18 protein-coding genes are annotated in these 22814 nt (G+C 48.1%); 9 read left to right on the top strand and 9 right to left on the bottom strand.

Features of this window, described 5'->3' with window-relative positions; all coding sequences use genetic code 11:
• The first annotated feature begins 462 nt into the window (after positions 1–462).
• Positions 463–2442 (top strand): phosphocholine-specific phospholipase C, encoded by a 1980-nt coding sequence (locus GEV47_RS12480; protein ID WP_153235107.1) that lies wholly within the window; start codon positions 463–465, stop codon positions 2440–2442.
• A 112-nt stretch (positions 2443–2554) separates the two neighbouring features.
• On the opposite strand, the gene GEV47_RS12475 is transcribed toward GEV47_RS12480, so the two are convergent.
• Entirely contained in the window at positions 2555–3775 is a 1221-nt protein-coding gene (locus tag GEV47_RS12475) for a DUF2252 domain-containing protein (RefSeq protein WP_322741635.1), read from the bottom strand.
• A 401-nt stretch (positions 3776–4176) separates the two neighbouring features.
• Between GEV47_RS12475 and aceA the strand changes: the two genes are divergently transcribed.
• A complete protein-coding gene (gene aceA / locus GEV47_RS12470) occupies positions 4177–5478 on the top strand; it encodes an isocitrate lyase (protein WP_153235106.1) in 1302 nt (433 codons plus the stop codon).
• Between the two features lie 105 nt (positions 5479–5583).
• On the opposite strand, the gene GEV47_RS12465 is transcribed toward aceA, so the two are convergent.
• The 3 genes from GEV47_RS12465 to GEV47_RS12455 form a co-directional block, all read right to left on the bottom strand.
• Positions 5584–5874 (bottom strand): hypothetical protein, encoded by a 291-nt coding sequence (locus GEV47_RS12465; RefSeq protein WP_153235105.1) that lies wholly within the window; start codon positions 5872–5874, stop codon positions 5584–5586.
• A 151-nt stretch (positions 5875–6025) separates the two neighbouring features.
• Positions 6026–7408 carry a cardiolipin synthase gene (gene cls / locus GEV47_RS12460; RefSeq protein ID WP_153235104.1) on the bottom strand — a complete coding sequence of 461 codons (1383 nt, stop codon included), beginning with the start codon at positions 7406–7408 and terminating at the stop codon, positions 6026–6028.
• Positions 7409–7607: 199 nt separating this feature from the next.
• Positions 7608–9761, bottom strand: a complete 2154-nt coding sequence (locus GEV47_RS12455; protein ID WP_153235103.1) for a site-specific recombinase — start codon at positions 9759–9761, stop codon at positions 7608–7610.
• A gap of 302 nt (positions 9762–10063) precedes the next feature.
• On the opposite strand from GEV47_RS12455, the gene GEV47_RS12450 reads away from it, so the two are divergent.
• Positions 10064–10663, top strand: a complete 600-nt coding sequence (locus GEV47_RS12450) for a hypothetical protein (protein WP_194270661.1) — start codon at positions 10064–10066, stop codon at positions 10661–10663.
• 175 nt (positions 10664–10838) lie between these two features.
• Here GEV47_RS12450 and GEV47_RS12445 read toward each other — a convergent pair whose 3' ends face one another.
• Complete coding sequence (locus GEV47_RS12445; RefSeq protein ID WP_322741634.1) at positions 10839–12074, bottom strand: HPP family protein; 1236 nt, start codon at positions 12072–12074, stop codon at positions 10839–10841.
• A gap of 72 nt (positions 12075–12146) precedes the next feature.
• Between GEV47_RS12445 and GEV47_RS12440 the strand changes: the two genes are divergently transcribed.
• From GEV47_RS12440 to GEV47_RS12425, 4 genes are all read left to right on the top strand, one after another.
• A complete protein-coding gene (locus GEV47_RS12440; RefSeq protein ID WP_153235101.1) occupies positions 12147–12572 on the top strand; it encodes a MarR family winged helix-turn-helix transcriptional regulator in 426 nt (141 codons plus the stop codon).
• Positions 12573–12638: 66 nt separating this feature from the next.
• The gene (locus GEV47_RS12435; RefSeq protein WP_153235100.1) at positions 12639–14375 is read left to right on the top strand and encodes a chloride channel protein; all 1737 of its coding nucleotides are present in this window, start codon (positions 12639–12641) and stop codon (positions 14373–14375) included.
• Positions 14376–14670: 295 nt separating this feature from the next.
• Positions 14671–15474: a bestrophin-like domain gene (locus tag GEV47_RS12430; RefSeq protein WP_153235099.1), complete on the top strand. Its 804-nt coding sequence runs from the start codon at positions 14671–14673 to the stop codon at positions 15472–15474.
• A gap of 203 nt (positions 15475–15677) precedes the next feature.
• A complete protein-coding gene (locus GEV47_RS12425; RefSeq protein WP_153235098.1) occupies positions 15678–16040 on the top strand; it encodes a COG4315 family predicted lipoprotein in 363 nt (120 codons plus the stop codon).
• An 88-nt stretch (positions 16041–16128) separates the two neighbouring features.
• Here GEV47_RS12425 and ilvD read toward each other — a convergent pair whose 3' ends face one another.
• Entirely contained in the window at positions 16129–18006 is a 1878-nt protein-coding gene (gene ilvD / locus GEV47_RS12420) for a dihydroxy-acid dehydratase (protein WP_153235097.1), read from the bottom strand.
• A gap of 231 nt (positions 18007–18237) precedes the next feature.
• The gene (locus tag GEV47_RS12415) at positions 18238–19125 is read right to left on the bottom strand and encodes a LysR family transcriptional regulator (RefSeq protein WP_153235096.1); all 888 of its coding nucleotides are present in this window, start codon (positions 19123–19125) and stop codon (positions 18238–18240) included.
• A gap of 101 nt (positions 19126–19226) precedes the next feature.
• Between GEV47_RS12415 and GEV47_RS12410 the strand changes: the two genes are divergently transcribed.
• Positions 19227–20174 (top strand): alpha/beta hydrolase family protein, encoded by a 948-nt coding sequence (locus GEV47_RS12410; protein ID WP_153235095.1) that lies wholly within the window; start codon positions 19227–19229, stop codon positions 20172–20174.
• Between the two features lie 113 nt (positions 20175–20287).
• Positions 20288–21148 (top strand): hypothetical protein, encoded by an 861-nt coding sequence (locus tag GEV47_RS12405; RefSeq protein WP_153235094.1) that lies wholly within the window; start codon positions 20288–20290, stop codon positions 21146–21148.
• A 47-nt stretch (positions 21149–21195) separates the two neighbouring features.
• Here GEV47_RS12405 and GEV47_RS12400 read toward each other — a convergent pair whose 3' ends face one another.
• Entirely contained in the window at positions 21196–21555 is a 360-nt protein-coding gene (locus GEV47_RS12400) for an MmcQ/YjbR family DNA-binding protein (RefSeq protein WP_322741633.1), read from the bottom strand.
• Positions 21556–21633: 78 nt separating this feature from the next.
• Entirely contained in the window at positions 21634–22791 is a 1158-nt protein-coding gene (locus tag GEV47_RS12395; protein ID WP_153235092.1) for an ABC transporter ATP-binding protein, read from the bottom strand.
• Positions 22792–22814 lie beyond the last annotated feature (23 nt).

Genomic DNA, 22814 nt, shown 5'->3' with positions numbered 1-22814 from the left:
ATGTCTGCCTAGGCATCACCTCAAATTTTATGATGAATGCCTTAGCGTGTTGCAACTCGCATGCGCTGATGATCGGTCACATATTTCTTACTTCCAAACGAAGCATAGCCAATTTTTTAGCATGCCTTCTATCACAAAAAACACTCAATTCATTTGAGTTAGTTATCCCCATCTCCAAAAAACGACATACCACTTGCTGTCATTAGCGGGTCATATTTTCTATCAATAATCCGTCAAATAATTTTCCGTGCGGAAATTATTTGACGGTGCACGTCGGCCGTCGATCGACTGTTTTTTGCATTTTTCTACGCACTAATTAGGGCTTACGCAAAAGCGTCCCAGCAAGGCGCAACGACCAAGGCAGTACGAACTGTACGGCCAGGAGGCGCAACGCTGTTGGGGTGATTTTGCGTAAGCCCTTCTCAGGTTCACATTAATTCCACTCTACTTTAAGGCGCGGATATGACACCACCTATTGATCGTCGGAAATTTATTCAAAACTCTATGGCCGCCATTGGCACCACCATGCTGCCGCCAGCATTGATGAAAGCCATTGCAGCACCAGCAACTACAGGAACCTTGGGTTCCATCGCGCATGTCGTTATTCTTTGTCAGGAAAACCGGTCGTTTGACCACTACTTTGGCACCATCAAAGGAGCACGTGGTTTTAATGACGACCATGCCGCCACTATCCAAAGTACAACTCACAATGTGTTTTCACAAAACGATGGCAGCGGGAATTTGTACACGCCCTGGCATTTAAATACCACCGCTGTTGCCGGGCAATGGTTGGGTGACGTGGCACATGATTTAACGACAGGCACTGCAGCATGGGATTACGGTCGCAGCGATAAATGGATACCTGAAAAAACCTTAAATTCAGCAACGTATTTCAACCGCAACGACATTCCATATCACTATGCATTGGCTGATGCGTTCACTTTATGCGATAACTATTTCTGTTCAGCGCGCACATCGACTAATCCCAATCGTCTATTTTTAATGAGCGGTGGCGTTGATCCGGCGGGGACAAACGGTGGCCCGATTGATACCAATAGTTTTACCTACGGCACGTTGACTTGGCAGACCTATCCAGAAGCATTGCAGAATGCCGGCGTTTCCTGGCGTGTTTATCAAGCTGCCGATAACTATGACGACAATGCGTTAGCGTGGTTTAAGCAATTCACCAATTTACCGACGACATCACCGCTTTACATCAATGGCAGACAGACCCGCGCATTGTCGGATTTCCAGAATGATGTGACGAACAATACGCTGCCTGCGGTGTCATGGATCGTCGCTCCTGCTGCGCAATCGGAACATCCTGCTTACTCGCCGAATGTCGGCGTCGATTACGTCAACCAATATCTGAGCGCATTGGCATCGAACCCGGCGGTATGGGCGAAAACAGTATTCATTCTGACTTACGATGAAAACGGTGGCTTTTACGATCACGTTACTACACCAACACCACCGACTGGAACCACAAATGAGTTCATCAGTGGTGTGTCGATTGGTTTGGGTTCACGCGTGCCAACCATCGTCTGTTCGCCATGGAGTACCGGCGGTTATGTCGCGAGTGAAGTGTTTGATCATACTTCCACTTTGCAATTTTTAGAAAAATGGACGGGCGTGACTTGTCCCAATATCAGCGCATGGCGACGTAGCGTCTGTGGTGATTTAACTTCCTGCTTTAACTTCAGTAGTGTGAATAATTCTTTCCCTGTGTTGCCGAATACCGCAGCATTGGTCACGCTGGCAAATTCTCAACAAACTTTACCGACACCGACAGCACCCGCGCCGAATACCGTCATGCCGGTTTTTGAGGCTGGACAAAAACCTTTGCGTATCCAACCTTATCAACTTGATGGCTGGCTAACACAAGATTTAACCAATAAAGAGGTTTGGACAAATTGGAACAATGGCGGCAGCAAATCGGTTGCCTTGCAAATCAACGTCAATAACTATCGCACCGATAATCCTTATCAATATTTGATTGCGCCGAATTCAGGTGGAAAAGACTATTGGCATGCCATCGCCTACGGCAAAGGTTTTTACGACATGGAAATGATCGGGCCCAATCAGTTCTATCGCCGTTTCCAAGGGTATTTAAATGCAACGGCGTGGCAAGGTCAGCCGGAACCGCAAGTACGGTTGACGAACAATGGCGCAGGTCAACCAGTCAGTATCTTGCTTGACAATACTGGCACGACCAATAGCGCTGTCTTCACTGTGCTCGATCGGGTTACTTCTACTGGCCAAATCAGTCAAACTATTACGGTTGCGCCTAAGTCCAGTGTGACGTTATCACTGACAACCACGCAGGGCTGGTATGACGTCAAAATTACGCTGGCGGGCGACACGTATTTCATGCAGTCGTTGGTAGGATATACGGAAGGTGTATTGGGCTATACCCGACCACCGGTTTTGCGTTGGTCGTAATTTGTAATTGAGTGCGCAGGTCGGAACAGCGTAGCGCCGTCCGACTTGCATTCCATTGCTTGCTTGTGTAGATCTTTATGCTTGAAAGCGAAGATGATGATACATCACGAATTTACACCTCAAACTCGCCATCATCATAAGCTTTGCTATAAGTTTTCCAATCCTTATTTACTTGCGCGGCGCAGTCATGCGCTGCGATTAGCATTTGCTTTTTCCACTTTTCATTTTGCGCAAACGCGATCAGATCATCTGCAATCGCTGAGCCTGCTCTGCCAGAGCTGCGTAGCTGCCCCCAAGCGACGAGATGCCCCATGGTTTGCATCACGGCTTTCAATTCATCCATAGAGCGTGTCGCCCGATCCAGGGAAACCCGGTCTTCTGTAGGTTGCAAGCCGCGCAGGATATAGCTCTTCTTGCCGATGGTGACCGCTTGCAAGAAGGCCATGGAAACTGCTTGTACACGGCGCTGTATGGTTACTACGCGTTCGGCATCGTTGGACCATTTAGGTTGTGGCACTTTCAAAAATGCCGCTAGCGAACAGGGCGCAGCTTGTTTTAAATCCAGCAGATAGTTGCCATTCGGCGAACCCTTGCCTTGCACCAGAATGATGTAACGCTCTACACCGAGGCTACCGGTGCCGGCGATACGGCGTGCCACATCTAATACTTTATAGAAATCAGGATGCCCTTGTTCGGCAGCGAACTTCTCCATGAAAGTCGTCACTTTGGCGCGTTGCTTGTCGGTGACTGCCAAGGCTTTTTTGCCGTCGATACGGATGACACGCTGTCTGGCTCTGCCTTTGCGCTCAGTGCGACTATCAAGATAACTTGATCGTTGCCGCTCACGCAAGCTGTTGAGCAGGCTGCCAACTATGCCTACTGCTGTGTCTCGCTCTACCCATCGCGGCTTACCGAGGCTAAGCGCTGCAATGTAAGCGTCGAGAAAGTCCTGGCATAGTTTGTTGGCTTCGATAAGGCTGGCCGAAAAACTTGCTGCACCTATCTGTATGCTGGTCAGCAAACGCACAATTTCCCATGTCGCTGGTGCCAGTGATGCCTCGTCAAAATCGTTCATGTCGAAATAAACGAGGCGATTATCACCCTTGTAGCTACCAAAATTTTCCAAATGCATATCGCCGCAAATCCAGGCTAGCGGCGCCGACTTGGCACCAACTTTAAAGATGCCGCTTTTTGGAAGATTTTCGTAAAAAAGATGACAGGTACCCCGTAAAAAAACAAACGGGCTGCTGCGCATATTTTTATACTTCATGCTGAGTCGATCTGGGTCACGGCCAACGTTATATTCTTGAATGCGGCGGACGACATTTACCACGATGGACTCCTTGTAGTTTTTTCACTCGCATAGTATGGGCTTAGTTATTGCAATCTATCAAGTCTCTTCAAGTTGAGAAGGTGTCGATCGTTGTTTACATCCACTACAAAGTGAATAATTCACGCACTTTCACATAATCTCACCATACAAAATTCTCATTTCATAATGCGGAAAATGAAAATGCGCAGCAACATTTATATATTTCATTTACAGAAATATCGTTCCGTATCGCAAAAAATCGTGATTAACTAATTGATTTAAAAAGAAATAAAAATAGTTATGTGTCTTATATAAGACATTGTTGCTGTGCGTGGAAAAGCCTATGATTAATCCATGGCATTCAATGCTCTATCCGATTTTTTTGGTTTATTTTCATTTGCATTCTCAACAGGAGAAATAACATGACAACTCAAACACGCGAACAACAAGTTCAAGCTTTGGCTAAAGACTGGGCCGAGAACCCACGCTGGAAAGGCGTCAAGCGCAACTACTCGGCAGAAGATGTGGTGCGTTTGCGTGGTTCGGTTCAGGTTGAGCACACATTGGCCAAGCGTGGTGCCGAAAAGCTATGGCACTTACTCAATACCGAACCCTTCGTTAATACGCTGGGTGCATTGACCGGTAATCAGGCGATGCAACAAGTCAAAGCTGGTTTGAAAGCGATCTATTTGTCTGGCTGGCAGGTGGCCGGTGATGCGAATCTGGCAGGTGAAATGTACCCGGATCAATCGCTGTATCCGGCAAACTCTGTCCCTATGGTGGTTAAGCGTATCAATAATACGTTTACGCGCGCTGATCAGATTCAATGGTCGGAAGGCAAAAACGATGTCGATTATTTCGCACCTATCATTGCCGATGCTGAAGCCGGTTTCGGCGGCGTGTTAAACGCGTATGAATTAATGAAGTCCATGATTGACGCTGGCGCGTCCGGTGTTCACTTTGAAGATCAACTGGCATCGGTCAAAAAATGTGGGCATATGGGCGGTAAAGTGTTGGTGCCAACGCGTGAAGCAGTTGAAAAACTGAATGCAGCACGGCTGGCTGCCGACGTATCAGGCACACCAACTTTAGTCATTGCCCGTACTGATGCAGAAGCGGCCGATTTGCTGACATCAGACGTGGATGATTTGGACAAGCCATTTTTGACGGGCGAGCGCACCGTCGAAGGTTTTTTCAAAACACGCCCAGGTATTGATCAAGCAATTGCCCGTGCGATCGCGTATGCGGAATATGCTGACTTGGTCTGGTGTGAAACTGGTAAGCCTGATTTAGCTTTTGCCAAGAAGTTTGCTGAAGCAGTGCACGCCAGGTATCCAGGAAAAATGTTGGCGTATAACTGTTCGCCATCGTTTAACTGGAAAAAGAATCTGGACGATGCCACTATCGCCAAGTTCCAGAAAGAATTGGGCGCAATGGGGTATAAATTCCAGTTCATCACATTGGCCGGTTTCCATTCTCTGAATTATTCGATGTTCAATCTGGCATACGGTTATGCGCGTAACCAAATGTCTGCTTTCGTCGAATTACAAGAAAACGAATTCGCCGCAGCAGAAAAGGGCTTCACCGCAGTGAAACATCAGCGCGAAGTCGGTACGGGTTATTTCGATGCAGTGACCCAAGTTATTCAGCAAGGTAATTCCTCAACGACGGCATTGCATGGCTCAACCGAAGATGAGCAGTTTTTCGATCAGAAGGTCGCGTAAATTAAGAATGTGGGGGCGGCATGCCGTGCTCTTCGCAGGTCAAAAAAATGGCTGAGAAAATATCTCAGCCATTTTTTATATCTGTGTTAACCGATGCAATAAAAATTATGCGCCCCGATTGATTGGAGTAGGGCTAAGCAGCGGTTTTTTGTGCATAGGCTTGGCCATTTTTTTATCCATATCTTTGTCCATTTTGTTCATAGACATGTCTTTATCCATTTTCATCTCACTCCCTTTTTTCATCATCATGGCGCCATCTTTTTTCTGCATGTCACCAGTCATTTGCATGCTGTTTGGTTGTGCCATAGTGCCTTGCGTCATTGTGTCAGCTGCAGAAGCTCCGGCACTGGAGAAGGCGATGGCGGCGGTAATTACAGCGAATGTGAATTTGTTCATAGTAAGTTAGTTCCTAAGTGGAGAAATAAAATTGCAAACGATCTATGCCTGTCAAGGCAGCAGGTCACAACATGGACTTGTTTGTTTCGTGACCTGTTATCGCATAAGTCGTACTTAGGGAGAGAACCTTACAAGCTTATGAAAAAATATTTTAGAGCCAATATTTGAGCGTCTGAGCGATCCACTCTTTGATTCTTTGCGTCATGGAACGCCGATTCCATGACTCAGCGCTGATTTCATCGGCATTACTGATATCTTCAGAAAAAGCGCTTTCCATTTCACCGCCAAACGCGGCATCTAACACTACGACATTGGCTTCATAATTATGCAGAAAACTGCGGATGTCGAGATTGGCAGAACCGACGGTTGACCAGGTTCCGTCAATCACGGCGGTTTTTGCATGGAGTACGGCGGCCCTCAACTGATAAATTTTAATGCCTGCATCAAGTAATTGATCGTAGTACGATTGCCCGGCCTGGAATACCAATCCGCTATCGGAAACACTGGGAAATATCATCACCACTTTGACGCCACGATGTGCCGCGTTCAGCAATTCTTGCAACATCTGAGGATCAGGTGCGAAGTAGGGAGTGGTGATATGGATAGTTTGTTTGGCGTTGCGGATGGCCAGAATATAGGTTTTATAAAGCGCATAGTCACCACCGGGCCGACTAGTCAGCACGCGTAGCGCTTTGTCGCCAGCGAGCGGCAATGCTGGAAAATAATCCAGATCTTCTAATGTCTCCGTATCATCCGATGTGCCAGTGCGTTGCCTTACCCAGTTTCGTAGAAATGCTAGCTGTAATTGCGCGACGGCGGGGCCTTCTATCTGAATATGGGTATCGCGCCAGCCAATTGTTGCGGTTGCCGGGTGTGGATGCTTGAAGGCGCGAAATAAAGAGCTATTCGCATAAGCAGCGCTAATGTTCACGCCGCCAGTAAAAGCAATCTTGCCATCAACGATGAGAATTTTCCGATGGTCACGATTGTTCAAGCGCCAACGACCAAAACGTTTGAGAGGATTTACCGGGTTGAATTCCACCAAATGGATACCCGCATTACGCATCCGTTCGAAAAATTCGGATGGCGTCCCTATTGTGCCGACGCTGTCGTAGATGATGTTGACTTGTACTCCGGCACGTTGTTTGGCAATCAATAAATCGGCAAAACGCTGTCCCAGTTCATCCTGATCAAAAATGTAGGTTTCGAAATTGATATGGCTTTTCGCATTGGCAATGGCGACCATCATCGCGTCTGTGGTTTCCGGACCATCGAATAATAAGGTGACTTTGTTGCCAGTGATGACAGGGCTGTTACTGGCGGTTTTTTCCAAGGCTGCCAATTGCTGCAAATTGACTTGAGTGTGTTGTAGTTTTGTCGCCAGTAAGGATGCGGATGTAGGCGCGATGTAAGAGGTGGATGTTGTTGTCGATTCTACGTCACTGAGATTGCTGACATCGGGCAGCGCTGCACAGGCGGCGATGACGAGACACAAAAGTGCGATCAATAGTCTGGATAACAATCGCATCACCATCGGGCTATTCCTGTTTAAATGAAAGCAAGCAGAAAAATTTATTGTTTGGGATTATCTAAGCAAAATCAACCGTAGGTTTTGAAATAAGCTTGTCATTCCCGCGAACGCGGGAATCCATGTTGCGCAATTTGGATCCTCGCGTTCGCGGGGATGACGGGGCAAGCCGATTGTTTGGCATTACCTTAAACCATTTTCAAGACTATACCTGCTCATCTTCGTTTGCTAATTTTGCGCTTCTCGGCGGCACGAAAAAATCAATTGGTCGCTTCAAAAAACGCTTCCATACCGCTTTGCTTAAGGCCAAGCCCTGGCGGAAGCGCACTTGACGAGAGCGCAACGCGACAAATAAGGCTAATGAAAAACTCACCCACAAATTAATCATTCCTATGCCAAATACACCGATAATCGAACGCACCGCTGTGCTTAAATCGATATGATTATCCAAACCAATTAAGGCGAAGGAAAAATTGGCCGAGGAAAATGTGATGTGGCGGATATCAATCGGTAAACCGATCAAAAAGCCGATGGTGCCGATGGTGCCAAGCAAAATACCGAAATAGAAATTCCCCATCAAGCCGCCAAGATTGCGCTCCAAATAATTGCCAAATCGGCTCAAGCGTTCAGCGCCAAGCATGCTACGCAACCAGGCGGCGCGCTCAACCCGTTTTGCCATATTGGTATACAGGGCGCGGTTGTCGTAATACCCAGAAATCAGGCCCGCCAAAAATAAACAAACACCTGCAATGGCCGCATGAAAAAAAGCCAGACTACGTATCGGATCCAGATCATGCAAGAGATGCTGCGCCTTATCTGGTGTGACTAGATTGTGGCCGAAAAAATACAAATAGCCTTCACCAATCAAATAAGCAACTGGAAAAGCCAGCAATAAATTACCTGCGACAGCAATGAACTGCGTGCGAAATACTTTCACCATTAAGTCAACCAAGCTATCGAGATCGATATTCCTGCCATCTTTACTATGCAATCCGGCAGCGATGCGGGACGCTGTCATCGCCGGCTGTTTGGTTGCGACCGTGAAATGCAGCACGTGAATGAGCATGAAACCTAGCGAATAATTCATGCTAAACAAAAAGGCTTCTACCAACGGAGCGGCACGTAAATACGAGTACAGAATTTTAAACATCGCCATAAAGCCGATGATGAAACCGGCACCTGCAGCCGAACGAAACATGGCGCCGTATTCACTACGTGTTTCGGCGATGTAATGCTCGCCAGTGCGGCTGGCATTTTCAGTAACATTGCGTGCCAACAAATTGATATTGTCCGCGAATAGCTCACGGATCACGTATTTGCGGTTATGCGCTGCTATCAGTTCTTGCGCCAAGGTCAGCGCTGCTAGTCGTTTGGGATGTGCTGCCGCTTCATTTTCGGTCTCAGCATCCAGACTGATATCGATCAACACCAGTAATTTACGTAGCCGACCGATGCTTTGATCCAGGCGCACCAATAAATAAGTGAGTGAAACACTGGTGCCGCGTTTTAAAGCGTTCTTGCGGATTTTGGCGACGATGTCATCGCATTGATCCAGCATGACCTGCAGATGCTTGGTATCTTCAATGGGAGCCTGAGGGGGACTATCCGCCGCAGTTTCTTCAAGAGAGCGTAAATAACTGGCCAAATAGAGATGCAGTTCTACGTTTTGCATCAAAAATGGTGATTCGAAATCTTCTATTTGTGGATACAGACGAATTAGCGATGGCTCCAGGCCCATGGCGCTGATGCGATACGATAAAGTTTGGATAGCCTCCAGCAATTCGAGTTTCGTCTTGCTGCGATCACGCGCATCACTGGCTTCTGCTTTGATGGCGTTTGATACGGCGAGTGCAGCGGCGTTTGGCGCGCTATCATCATTATTTTCGAGCGATTCGCCTGACAACGATATCGGCGCTTCGTTTTCACTACTGGGCGCCGCGTTGGCAAGTGTCTCAATTAAATTGAGCCATTCATCTTTTTGTGCCGCATCGATCCAGACGTAGTCATCTTTCTCCGGTAGTACAAGATCCAAACAGTCGCGCAGATAAGTGTCATCTAATGCCGGTGGCAAGATGCGGTAAGCAATACGTTGGAATAACTCGGTGAAAAAACCAGCATTGGGCAAGATGCCAATATCGGTATATAAGCTCGACTGACGTCGGCGCGCATAGAGACGCAACACATAGTGGCGTAATGCGCAGGCTTGTTCAAGGTTGCCCTGCAATAGCTGCGTCAACATCCGCACATTCTCTGTCGCTGATTCGTGGCGCTTGGCGCGCAGGGCGTCGACCAGTGCCGTCAAGTGGCTGATATCGTCAGAGTTCGGATTTTCTGCAATGATTTTGAGTGTGGACAGCATCTAAAACATTCTCAATTAGCAAAGCACGTAGTGTACGTTTTGTCACGCTGGTTTGCATTATGAATGTGAAATTTTCGAGGTTTGAAGTCGTACGAAAAGTGCGAAATACAAGTGAAATGCTATTTTGCACATGGACGTTGATCAGCTTTTACAAGTAAGATGGCATTGTAAATTCTTGCAGGCAATTGTTACAAAATGATGAATTAAGCGCGATGCGGAATAGTTTTTGGTAGGATGTTGCAATGTAGAATTAATTGCATAAATTGTTTATATCTTTTCATGTGTTTATTTGTGGAGTATTTATGGTTACCCGAAATGTACGTAAGCCTGTTGTGAAGCCTGCTGTGTCTGCTGTTAAAAAGCCGGTTGCCAAATCAACTGCAACCACTTCAACGGCGAAAGCAAAAATTGCGGCCACAAAGCCAGCACCTAAGCCAGCACCGAAGTTGGCACCTAAGTTGGCACCTAAGTTGGCTCCTAAAGCGAAGCCAGTTGCGGCAGTCAAAAAGGTAGTAAAAGCGCCAGCAGTCGTCAAAAAAATCGTGGTTGCTAAAACAGTCGCGAAACCTGTTGTTATCGGTGCTGCTGTCGTTACACCACCAGCTGCGATCGCAGGAAAAGTGCTCAATAAGCCAGTACTTGCTGTAAAACCGTTGGTGGATGCCAAGCTAAAAGTGAAAAAAGCAAAATTGGTGCGCGACAGTTTCACCATGCCAGAAGATGAATATCAGGTGTTAAGCGACGTCAAAAAGGCCTGTTTGAAATCTGGTTTGGCAGTGAAGAAAAGTGAGTTACTACGCGTTGGCGTTGCATTAATACGCGATTTGGACAAAATCAAATTGAAGGCCGCGATTGCCGCTTTGCCGCCAGTGAAGGCAGGGCGTCCAAAGAAAGAAAAGTAAGCTGCAGTAAGCGATTTGACATCCATCGTCATTCCCGCGTATGCGGGAATCCACATTTACGCAAGGTGGATCCGCGCGTTCGCGAGGATGACGGGTGTTGCTTGCAAACTTACATCTGATACGTTGTAAATTAAAACGCGCCAGCATTGCACTAGCGCGTTTTTGTTTGATAGTGCTACCCTCGTTGCGCCAAACGGTTTTCATAAAGGCCGGCAATCAGATCTGAATGGGTAATGATGCCGACGAATTGGCCAGCATCATCAATCACAGGAAAATGATGTAGCCCGGAATCAGCCATGATGGGAACCAGATCAGTGATTGGCGTTGCTGCTTTGATCGTTTTAACTGGCATTGTCATGATGTCGCCGACTACGGTCGATAGATTGATCGCAGTATCCTTGGCCGGTCGAACAAAACGCCCTAATTTTTCCGCGATAGATTTGTATTCCGGCTTCTGTGTATTCACGCCGCTATGCAGTAGAAAGTCAGTTAGTGTCACAATCCCCGCCACATTGCCGTGCTGGTTGACAACCGGTAGCGCGGTCAGGTGATGCTCGCACATCAATTGCCATGCTTGTTCTAATTTCGCTGTGGCCGCTACGGTTATTACATCTTTGGACATGATATCGGCACAGCGTATCAATCCGAAACGGCGCTGATACGCATGCATTTCTGTGCGCAAGAGAATTTCTTCGAGATCGTCCCGACTGACATCGAGAACCTGATTGTATTGTTGTAAAACCTCTTCCAAGTCTTCCGGCGTGAATCCGAGTCGCCGAGTCGGAACGATGTCTTTAGTGTCATGCACATTTGGGTGGATGATTTGCTGCGCATGCGGATAACGGCGGCCGGTTGCGTTGTTATACAAGATAGCGGTGGTAACCAATATCACAGAGTTGAGCGCCACCGGCATCAAGGCAAATTCGAATCCAAGTGCGTGTACCGCAGGCCCGCCAAGCACTGCGGTTAAGGCGACTGCGCCACTGGGCGGATGCAGGCAGCGCAAGAAAAACATCGCACCAATTGCTAATGCACCAGCTAGTGTCGCTGCAATAATCAGGCTATCAAACATCGTCCCAAACAACTTAGTGCAAGCTACGCCAATCAGTGCAGAAACGACATTTCCACCGATTACGGACCAAGGTTGTGCCAATGGACTGGCCGGAACACAAAATAGCAACACTGTGGAAGCCCCCATAGGGGCAATCAAATAAATAATAGCGTCGCTATGACCGAGCACGGCATGACAAAGCAAGCCTGTGATGAAAAGACCAAATACAGCGCCAGCACAGGCGCGCATTTTTTCGATGTGATCAACGGTGTTGCGTGAGGGGAGAAAGCTGTTTAGCCAGGGGAGTATGGTGGTTTTCATCAACGATGGAATTAAGCGAGCAAAATTGAGTGACTGCAATTACATCATATTATGATATATTCTGTCACTTCGATTTTTGCTATATGCCATATTACTTATATGGTTGTACATATGAAAACATCTCGGCCACTGACAAAAAAAGACTTTGAATCCCTCTCGGAATTTCGTTATCAATTAAGGCGATTTTTGCGCTTTAGTGAGGATGTTGCGCATGCCGAAGGAATGACAGCTTTGCAATATTTGTTGCTATTGCATATCAAAGGAAGTGCGGGGCGCGAGTATGCCACCGTCGGTGAGTTGGCGGAGCGCTTGCAAGCAAAGCAGCATGGTGTTGTTGCATTGATATCTCGTTGTGAAAAGGCCGGATTGGTGAGCCGCTCGACAGGGACAGCGGATCGCCGTCAAGTGCATGTGTCCTTGACGCCTGCAGGGGAGCAATGTTTGCAACGTGTAGCAGCACTGCATCGAGACGAGCTGACCTCGTTAAATAAAGTATTTCAGGTCGCCAATATTTCGGCATTTAATGATCGCGAATAATACTTTTAAGACTGTTACTACTTCGTTTTCTTTTTACATCTAACTGTTAATTTACCCTCCCAACGTATGCGTCATCATCAACGAGATTTTGCTGTCGATAATCGATTATTCTTTACCGCCGCAATTGCTGCAGTCATAGGTGCTATTTGCACAGTGGCCGCTTTTATTTTGCTCAACCTGATTCATTTTTTTACGAATCTGTTTTTCTTTCAGACATTTTCATTTGTCGATAAATCTCCGGCCGGTAATACACTTGGATTGTGGAGTATCGCCATTCCGGTAATCGGTGCATTGATCGTCGGTTTGATTGCACGGTTTGGTTCGGAAAAAATCCGTGGTCACGGTATTCCTGAGGCGATTGAGACCATCTCGTTCGGTCAGAGTCGCATGTCGGCAAAAGTCGCGGTGCTTAAACCATTGGCGTCCGGTATTGCGATTGGTAGTGGTGGTCCGTTTGGTGCAGAGGGGCCGATCATTATGACCGGCGGTGCGATTGGTTCGCTGATTGCGCAGCGCTTTTCCATCAGCGCTGCGGAACGCAAGACGTTGTTGGTTGCCGGTGCGGCAGCCGGGATGACTGCAGTGTTTGGGACGCCAGTGGCAGCTGTCTTATTGGCAGTGGAATTATTGTTGTTTGAATTGCGGCCACGCAGTTTGTTACCGGTTATTTTCGCCTGTGCCGTGGCAGCATTTACGCGCCCATTATTAATGGATGGAGGGCGCTTGTTTCCGTTGCATACCGGATCGGTAGGTTTGTCTGTACTGGGCATTTGTCTGGTGGCGGGTATTCTCAGTGGTGGATTGGCGTCACTGATGTCGATTGTTTTGTATAAGGTGGAGGATAGCTTCCACAAATTACCGGTGCATTGGATGTGGTGGCCCGCCATCGGTGCGGTTGCGGTTGGTATTGGCGGTTATTTGCAACCGCGCGCGTTGGGCGTTGGCTATGATGTGATTGCCGATTTGTTAAACCATCGCATGCTGGCTTCGGCGGTGATTTCATTGTTAGTGGTCAAGGCGATTATCTGGGTAATTGCGCTCGGTTCAGGTACTTCTGGTGGCGTGTTAGCACCTTTGCTGATGTTGGGAGCAGGGCTTGGGACGATCATCTCTATGCTGATTCCGGGTAGCGATCCGGTGCTGTGGCCGTTGGTATGCATGGCTGCAGTATTGGCCGGTGTCTTGGGCGCACCATTGACGGCAGCGATTTTTGCGGTGGGGCTGACCGGTGATTTTGATGCCATGCTACCGCTGTTATTGGCCACAGGAGTGTCCTACGGATTCACCGTCCTATTGATGCGCCGTTCCATCATGACGGAAAAAATCGCCAGACGCGGTTTGCATATTTATCGTGAATACGGTGTTGATCCATTGGAGCGCGCGTTTGTCGAAGATGTGATGACAACCGATGTCAGTGCTATCCCGGCAGCATTACCGTTGCAAGAAGTGCTGAGTCAATATTTTGGAATGAATCAGCAATTTCGGGCAATGCCGGTTGTTACCGAAGACGGCGCAGTGCTTGGTATGCTCGACCGTGGCACTTTGCAAAAAGCGCTGCAGAGCGCATCAGTCAGTGATGGTGTGGCTTCTTTATTCGACCATAATGGACATAACACTTTGCATGTAGCTAAAGCAACCGAAACTTGCCAGACTTTAGCCAGACGCATGGCAGCCTTTCACCTTGAGCGGCTCCCGGTCGTATCAGATATCAAAACGATGCGTCTGGTCGGTATTATCAGTCGCAGTGATTTGGTCAAGCCGGCGCGCATTAGTTATCAGGAAGAGCACATTCGAGAGCGATGAAAAACGCAACATGCAGTAAATATGATGCGTTTTTGTCAGTCTTTTCTGCATTGATTCCGGCACCAAATAGCGACATGGAATATTCTTCATATTCGGCTATTATTGGTGGTGCTTGATTCTGCCATTGCTAAACAAGCTTGCCTTTAGAATGCATAGATCGCGTTGGCAAAGGCCTTTGCTAAGGCCTTTGCATCCGCCCATGCCGATGTACCGAGTGATAATGTTGAGTTCGTGCAGTGAGTTCTGAGGGCAGCGTTGCCCTTTCAAGGTGAAATTATTCCCGGGAGCGCACGAAATGTCCGAAATTTGGTCCGCGATACTGGTGTTTGTTCTGCTACTTGCTAGTACGGCGATCGGTGTACTCGTCAAACCATTGCTGCCGGAAGAGCACAAAGCGCATGAAACGGTGCAGCTGATGCAACTGGTCATGGGCATGCTCATTACGTTCGCAGCTTTGGTATTGGGATTGATGACCACCTCAGCGAGAAACCACTTCGATTCCGTCACTAATGACATCAGAGCGTACTCCGCCGATCTGATACAGCTCGATGTCACTTTTCGAGAATACGGTGCTGACATGGATTTCGCACGGCGTAACTTGCGTGCCTATACTGCAGCTGCCATTGCGACGACGTGGCCAGATGAGATAAGACCAGCCGGCGACTATTATCCTAAAGACATCCCAGCGGAAAATAATCAGGAGAAACTTGAGGATTTTCGGCTCGGCGCTATGCTCCATGCCACCGAGCAGCAGGTACGTCGGGTAAGTCCGCACGATGCGTTTCATCAGTCGCTGTTGGATGTCAGCCTTACGCAGTTCGATCGCGTGATTCAGGCGCGCTGGAAATTAATTGAGGAGGCGCACAGTTCAATTTCCTTGCCGTTTTTCTCAATGTTGGCATTGTGGCTGATGATTATCTTTCTGAGCTTTGGCTTGGTCGCGCCACGCAACGCTCTGGCACTAGTCACAATCACATTAGGTGCTCTGTCTATTGCTTCCTCCCTCTACGTGATTGTCGATCTGGATACACCATTTACAGGCCCGATTGTGGTTGCCAGTCAGCCCATGCGTGATGCGCTAATGCATATGAATCGCTAATGCGTCATATTGACAAAGCAAGCCATCAGAATCATTAGCTCTGCCTTGTAATAATTGAAAAATTACCTATACTTAATTTCACAGAATCAGGCGGTTATCCAGAGGTATCTCTTTCTTCGTCATACCGGTAATTGTCAAGTGAACAGACGCCTGAAAGACTGCTCGGGCCGGAGCGTTACGAATACTCAACATATGGAGGATTTATGTTAAAAACGACAATTCTGTTGTTAGCATGCGCCAGTTTTGCGGCTTCCGTGTTTGCTGAAGCGCCTATGCAAAATAATGGGAAATGGGTCGACAAAGATGGTCACACGCTTTACGTTTTCGACAAGGATACGATGCCCGGTAAAAGTGCATGCGATGCTAATTGTTCCAGCCATTGGCCACCAGCACTAGCCGATGCGAGCGACAAAGGTGATGCAAATTGGAGCTTTGTGCAGACTGCCGACGGCAAACGTCAGTGGGCATATAAAGGACATCCGTTGTATCGGTTTATGATGGATGAAAAAGCTGGTGATGAGAAGGGTGACGGCAAGGGCGGCATGTGGCACACGGCGAAGCCCTGATTCAGTACTAGGGGGGCGAAAGAGATAAAAAAAAGCGCCGCATCGATTGATGCGGCGCTTTTTTTAGACTTACAGAGTATTGAATTACTTAACGCTTCAACTGCGAAATATCTCGCACCGCACCGCGATCAGCCGAAGTGGCCATTGCCGCATATGCCTGCAATGCTTGTGATACATAGCGCTGACGGTTAACTGGTTTCCATGCATCTTTGCCTTTAGCATCCATCGCACTGCGACGTTTGGCCATTTCCGCATCACTGATAGCCAGGTGCATACGACGATTTGGAATGTCGATTTCTATTGTGTCGCCATCTTCTACCAAACCAATCGCGCCGCCTTCCGCTGCTTCCGGAGAAGCATGGCCGATGACCAAGCCGGATGAGCCGCCAGAGAAGCGGCCATCCGTAAACAAGGCGCAGGATTTGCCTAGCCCTTTGGATTTGATATAGGAAGTCGGGTACAGCATTTCTTGCATGCCCGGGCCGCCTTTCGGTCCTTCGTAGCGAATAATGATGACATCACCAGCTTGCACTACGTCGCCCAAAATGGCTTCGACTGCAGTGTCCTGACTTTCAAAGACACGGGCTTTACCTGTGAATTTGAGAATGCTTTCATCGACACCGGCGGTTTTAACGATGCAACCGTTTTCTGCCAGATTACCGTACAAAACTGCCAGACCGCCATCTTGCGAATAGGCGTGTGCTTTGTCGCGGATGCAGCCAGTACTGCGATCACTGTCTACACTTTCAAAACGCTGTTCCTGTGAAAACGCGACTTGGGTTGGTACACCGCCCGGCGCAGCTCTAAATAATTTATGGACGGCAGGATCTTGTGTTTGTGTGATGTCGTTGTTGGCAATTGCCTCTGCCATGGTTTTGCTGTGAATGGTCGGGCGCGTAGTGTCAAGCAAACCTGCGCGTGCCAATTCACCCAAAATGCTGATGATGCCGCCGGCGCGATGCACGTCTTCGATATGATATTTATCGGTCATTGGTGCGACTTTACACAAGCAAGGTACATGACGCGAGATGCGGTCAATATCCGCCATTTTGAATTCGACTTCGGCTTCTTGTGCAGCTGCCAGCAAATGCAATACGGTATTTGTGGAGCCGCCCATTGCAACGTCCAGTGTCATTGCGTTTTCAAAGGAAGCTTTGTTGGCGATGGTGCGTGGCAAGACCGTGTAATCGTCTTGCTCGTAATGGCGTTTAGCCAGTTCTACAATCAAGCGACCTGCGCGTAAGAATAATTCTTTACGATCGGCGTGTGTTGCCAAAATCGTGCCATTACCTGGCAAAGCCAGACCCAGGGCTTCGGTCAAACAGTTCATCGAGTTGGCGGTAAACATGCCAGAGCAAGAGCCGCAAGTAGGGCAGGCTGAACGCTCGATTTCAGCGACGTCCGCATCGCTGACGCTGGCATCGCCAGCTTTAATCATGGCGTCGACCAAATCCAGCTTGATGATTTTTTTGCCGCTATGGATATCACCAGGGATCACTTGCTTGATGACTTTACCGGCTTCCATAGGGCCGCCGGAAACGAATACGACTGGAATGTTCAGGCGCATCGCTGCCATCAACATACCCGGTGTAATTTTGTCGCAGTTAGAAATACATACCATCGCATCGGCACAATGCGCATTGACCATGTACTCAACCGAGTCGGCAATTAATTCGCGCGAAGGCAGTGAGTACAGCATGCCGCCATGTCCCATCGCAATACCATCATCGACAGCAATAGTGTTGAACTCTTTAGCGACGCCGCCAGCCGCTTCAATCTCGCGCGCGACCATTTGACCCAGATCTTTTAAATGCACGTGACCCGGTACGAATTGTGTGAAGGAATTGACTACGGCAACAATCGGCTTGTCAAAATCGCCATCTTTCATGCCGGTAGCGCGCCACAGTGCGCGGGCACCAGCCATGTTGCGGCCGTGGGTGGTGGTACGGGAACGGTATTCTGGCATGACGTTATCTCCAATAATCAAACAAAACAATGGCACTAGAGTGCCTTGTCCATATTCGCATGTCAAATATATGATTCAGTATCAATTAAGATGTTTTACATATCATTTGCGATATTGTTTTGAACCGTATAACGGCGCTCAGCGTTTAGTCTCGCTGATTCAAGAAATCACTGATTCAGGAAATCACTGACTCAGGAAATCACTGACTCAGGAAATCACTGACTCAGGAAATCACTGACTCAGGGAATCAATCAAGCGCTTGACCCGCAGCGGCATCATTCGTCTCGGTAAATGTAGAGCATATGCCTGCTTGCCATATCCTGCATCGATCACCCACTCTGGCAGCAAACGCTTCAATCGCCCAGTCTGTACATCCTGTTTTACGTAATAATCGGGCAATATCGCCATCGCCAGCGATTGCCTCGCCGCATCCCGGACAACTTCAAGCTCATTTGAAATGAGGATGGGGGAACGCATAACGGTCAATTTTTCCTGAGCACGCGTAAGCTCGATTTCATGTAACTGACTGGCTCTGGCAAAACCTGCCAGAGGTATTGCCGAAAGGTCTGGGACCGCCAAGTCATCTGCAAAGCGTGTAGTCAGTTCGGGACTACCGCAAAGCCACCATGAAACATCAAATAATTTTTTGGCGACGACATTCTCGGGAGGCGTAGTCGTCACACGAATGGCAAGATCAAAAGGGTCTTTGGTAATGTCGACGGCATGCTCACTTGCGCGTAAATCGATACTAATGTGTGGATTGGCTTGCATATAAGCCATGATTAAAGGCCGCAGCCATGCTGAACTCAGACCTGCAGGTGCGGATATGCGTACCAGACCTGCGGCATCCTGATTAAGACCGTTGGCCAGCAAATTTGCCTCGCTCAAGGTTGCAGCTATCCGATTTGCATAATTGGCGAGCCGGTAACCCGCATCGGTTAGGGTGATGCTCCGCGTAGTGCGAATCAGTAGCTGACAACCCAGGCGCATTTCAATTGTCTTGATTCTGTGACTAAGTGCTGAACGAGAAAGATCTAGCGTCTGCGCAGCCTTAGTCAGGCTGCCAGTAGTGGCTACGTGATGAAAAATGATGAGGGAATTGGCATCAAGATTATTCATATTGGTGAATTTGTCTCAACAAAGATATGACGATAACATACCTTATGCATTGCTGATTCAGCCTCTATAATCAACTGCACACGGATCAAAAAACTACAAAAATGCCCATAGAATCGCACATTCATATTTCTGCCACAGATGATTATCCCTTAGGTGCGAGCTTGTATTTCCCCGACGGGGTAGCGGCTCCGCAGACGGTCGCGATCATCAATTGTGCCACTGGCGTTAAAGCTGCCTATTACTCCCGTTATGCCAGTTTTTTGGCGACGCACGGCTATTTAGCCATCACTTATGATTATCGCGGCATCGGCACATCGCGTCCGGCATCGTTACGTAAACTGAAAGCGACAAAATTCGACTGGGGCAGCAAGGATTTTGAGGGCATCATGCGATGGATAGACAAAAATTTTCCTGATGCAAAAATCGTTGTCATTGGACACAGTATTGGTGGCGTTGTACCCGGTTTCAGCGCCTCAAACGGACGCATAGCGCGCATGCTGACAGTAGGTGCACAATTCGCCTATTGGCAGGATTATGCCGAATCGGTACGTTACAAAATGCTGTTGAAATGGCATGTGCTGATGCCTTTGGCGACAGCGCTTGTCGGCTATTTTCCCGGTCGTCAGATGGGCTGGTTGGAAGATCTTCCTGCTGGAGTAGCGTATGAGTGGGCGTTTCGACGGGCTACATTGAGTACGGGCAGCGCAGGCCGGTTTAGCTATGCCGCAAACAATGTCGCCAAGTACGGCGGCAACGGCGACAGCACCCGCTATTTTTCGCAATTGCAATGCCCGCTGCTGGCTTACAGCATCGCTGATGATGACTTCGGGACAGTAGCCGCAGTCCTGCGGCTGTTGCGATATTACCGTCGCAGTAATAGAACCCTGGTGGTTGTGGCGCCGGAGGAGCTCGGATTAAGCAAGATCGGCCACTTTGCGTTTTTCCATGATCGCTTCAGTCAAAACTTATGGCTAGAGTCGTTGACCTGGTTGGATACCGGTGCCGTACCACGGAGCGTTACAGAGTTTTTGCCAACCGAGTCAGCATAGTCTGTACGAATATCCCTATAGAAAAAAGAAAACGCAAAAATGCGCAAAGTATGACTTTGCCATGTGTATCCATGTATATTATTGACAAATAAGCATATGACAAAGGAAGAAAAATGACGCAAAATACTGATCTGAAATCATTCTTTCCAGTGATTATGACGCCGAGTCACGATGGGAAGTTTTTCCAGAATTATGTGACGTCGCTATTAAATTTTGCGATTCAGGCCGAGCGTGCAGGCATGCCTTTGCAGATTGTGATGCATCAAGGTGAAAGCCTGGTGACACGTGCGCGCAACAATTGTGTAGCGCAGTTTCTTGAACATCCTGAATGGACGCATTTGTTTTGGATTGATGCTGACATTGGATTTTCTGCTGAAGCTGCGTTTCGATTGCTGGGTTCCGGCTATGATATTGCGGCCGGCGTGTATCCGCTCAAGCGTGAGAACTGGCCTATTGAAGGAGTGCCTGCAGGCACCACGCAGCAGCGGTTTGAGGCTGGTTACACCCGTTATACGGTGAATGCAAAAGAAGAGATTGAGGGAAGTAAAGAGGTAAAGCTAATCGTTCAGCCGGACGGCTTCATGAAGATGGACGAAGCACCGACCGGATTTATGATCATCAAGCGCAGCGTGTTCGAACGGCTCATCACAAGTTACCCTGAACTGAATTATGTCCCGGATAGCATCGGTGTCGCCGACAAGAAATTACACTACCGCTTTTTCGATGTGATGGTCGACCCTGTGACGCGTCGTTATTTATCTGAAGATTATGGCTTTTGCCGACTATGGTCAGGACTAGGGGAGTCGATTTACATCGATGCCAACTCCAATCTGAGTCATCAAGGTTCCAAGCTGTATAAAGGCGACTTTGCCGATTCATTGATTGACTCGCTGGCTTATGCTGTTGGTGCTCCTGTCGGAGCATCTATGCAGTTGATTGGGGGAGAGTATTTAAAACCCAATCCAGCGGGTTGAATCCGGAGTAAATCCATACTCAACCGTAGTGCGCAATCCTTTAGCGGCTATGGTTTTATTACTGCGCTTTGTTTAGTCTTACTCAGCAAACTCAACGCTTTGCGATACGAGCTAGTCACCAGCTCTCTCAAATAATCCTCAGGAAAACTATCCACTGTCACGATAGTCACCCAGTGAAAGCGTCCTCTGAATCGTGCCGATTTAATACCCGGCATATCCGTGAGTTCAAGAAAACGATCAGGTGAAGTGCGAATAGAAAAACGCCATTGTTCCGGCTGACTGGTTTTGAAATAAGCGAAAATTCTGTCGTCGACGGAATAAGTCAGGATATTGGTAGGGGCCTGATACAAGCGCTCGCTTGCACCAGGAAAGCTGAGACAGAATTTTTTTAATTGTTCTGTATTCACTTGATACGAGAAGGGTGAGTTTGACGATTAGATTTCTTTCGAAGCCACCGCTTCAGGCTGGCTCCGAAAGAAGTTCGATTAGCCTATACGCATTTCCGACGCTGGATCAAAAAACACCGATTTCGACAAATCAAACGCCAAAGCCATTTGTTCTTTTGGCTTGGCTGCAGCACGCGGGTGAGTACGACAAGTGATACGTGAGCCATTGAAATGCGTGAACACAAGCGTGTCTGGGCCAGTAGGCTCAGTCAATTCAATCGTGCAGTTAACTTCACTTGGGCGGTAATCGCCATGCGAACCATCTGACTCTGAACCGCGGGCACTGAGCGCATCGGTGAGATGTTCAGGACGAATGCCCAACACCACTTCACGGTCTAGCCATGCTGCAATTGCCGGTGTGTTTGCTTGCGCTTTCGGTAACGGTAGCAATGCAGTTTCACCACCATGTTCAAGGGTGAATGCCATGCCGCCGCCGTTGCCATTATCGTGTTTTACCAATTTGCCGCGCATGAAATTCATGGATGGTGAACCGATGAAACCAGCGACAAACAAATTTTGCGGATTGTCGTAAATTTCTTGCGGGCTGCCAAATTGCTGTACCACGCCATCTTTCATGACAGCGATGCGATCACCTAGCGTCATTGCTTCGATCTGATCATGTGTTACGTAGACGATGGTGCTGCCTAAGCGTTGATGCATGAGTTTGATTTCAGCGCGCATTTCTACACGTAGTTTTGCATCCAGATTCGACAATGGTTCATCGAACAAAAATAAAGAAGGATCACGCGCAATTGCGCGTCCCATTGCAACCCGTTGACGTTGTCCACCGGAGAGTAGGGCAGGTTTTGTGTCCAGCAAATGGGTAATTTGCAAGGTGTTGGCGACTCGTTCTACGATTTGCTTTTGTTCAGCTTTCGGTACCTTGCGAATGCCGAGGCCGAAAGAAATATTTTCGCGCACAGTCATGGTTGGATACAACGCATACGACTGAAACACCATCGCAATATCACGCGATTTGGGCGGCACGTCGTTGACTACCCGATCGCCAATGACGATTTCACCTTCAGAAACGGTTTCTAAACCGGCAATCATGTTGAGCAGTGTCGATTTTCCGCAGCCAGAGCCGCCGACCAAAATCAAGAACTGACCATCTTCAATTTCTAAATCGATCCCTTTGAGAACTTCGTTCCCATTTGGATACACCTTGCGTACATTACGGATTGATAAGCTTGCCATTTTTAAAGCATCTCCTGAATTTT

Source organism: Glaciimonas soli (assembly GCF_009497155.1).
Classification (GTDB): Bacteria; Pseudomonadota; Gammaproteobacteria; order Burkholderiales; family Burkholderiaceae_D; genus Glaciimonas; species Glaciimonas soli.
Note: the sequence above shows the minus strand (reverse complement) of the source record. Positions and strands in the feature narration are given on the sequence as shown.

Excerpts from the sequence above, each read along its gene's own strand:
- GEV47_RS12480 (WP_153235107.1), top strand. The coding sequence starts at position 463 with ATGACACCACCTATTGATCGTCGGAAATTTATTCAAAACTCTATGGCC.
- aceA (WP_153235106.1), top strand. The coding sequence starts at position 4,177 with ATGACAACTCAAACACGCGAACAACAAGTTCAAGCTTTGGCTAAAGAC.
- GEV47_RS12465 (WP_153235105.1), bottom strand. The coding sequence starts at position 5,874 with ATGAACAAATTCACATTCGCTGTAATTACCGCCGCCATCGCCTTCTCC.
- cls (WP_153235104.1), bottom strand. The coding sequence starts at position 7,408 with ATGGTGATGCGATTGTTATCCAGACTATTGATCGCACTTTTGTGTCTC.
- GEV47_RS12455 (WP_153235103.1), bottom strand. The coding sequence starts at position 9,761 with ATGCTGTCCACACTCAAAATCATTGCAGAAAATCCGAACTCTGACGAT.
- GEV47_RS12450 (WP_194270661.1), top strand. The coding sequence starts at position 10,064 with ATGGTTACCCGAAATGTACGTAAGCCTGTTGTGAAGCCTGCTGTGTCT.
- GEV47_RS12440 (WP_153235101.1), top strand. The coding sequence starts at position 12,147 with ATGAAAACATCTCGGCCACTGACAAAAAAAGACTTTGAATCCCTCTCG.
- GEV47_RS12435 (WP_153235100.1), top strand. The coding sequence starts at position 12,639 with ATGCGTCATCATCAACGAGATTTTGCTGTCGATAATCGATTATTCTTT.
- GEV47_RS12430 (WP_153235099.1), top strand. The coding sequence starts at position 14,671 with ATGTCCGAAATTTGGTCCGCGATACTGGTGTTTGTTCTGCTACTTGCT.
- GEV47_RS12425 (WP_153235098.1), top strand. The coding sequence starts at position 15,678 with ATGTTAAAAACGACAATTCTGTTGTTAGCATGCGCCAGTTTTGCGGCT.
- ilvD (WP_153235097.1), bottom strand. The coding sequence starts at position 18,006 with ATGCCAGAATACCGTTCCCGTACCACCACCCACGGCCGCAACATGGCT.
- GEV47_RS12415 (WP_153235096.1), bottom strand. The coding sequence starts at position 19,125 with ATGAATAATCTTGATGCCAATTCCCTCATCATTTTTCATCACGTAGCC.
- GEV47_RS12410 (WP_153235095.1), top strand. The coding sequence starts at position 19,227 with ATGCCCATAGAATCGCACATTCATATTTCTGCCACAGATGATTATCCC.
- GEV47_RS12405 (WP_153235094.1), top strand. The coding sequence starts at position 20,288 with ATGACGCAAAATACTGATCTGAAATCATTCTTTCCAGTGATTATGACG.
- GEV47_RS12395 (WP_153235092.1), bottom strand. The coding sequence starts at position 22,791 with ATGGCAAGCTTATCAATCCGTAATGTACGCAAGGTGTATCCAAATGGG.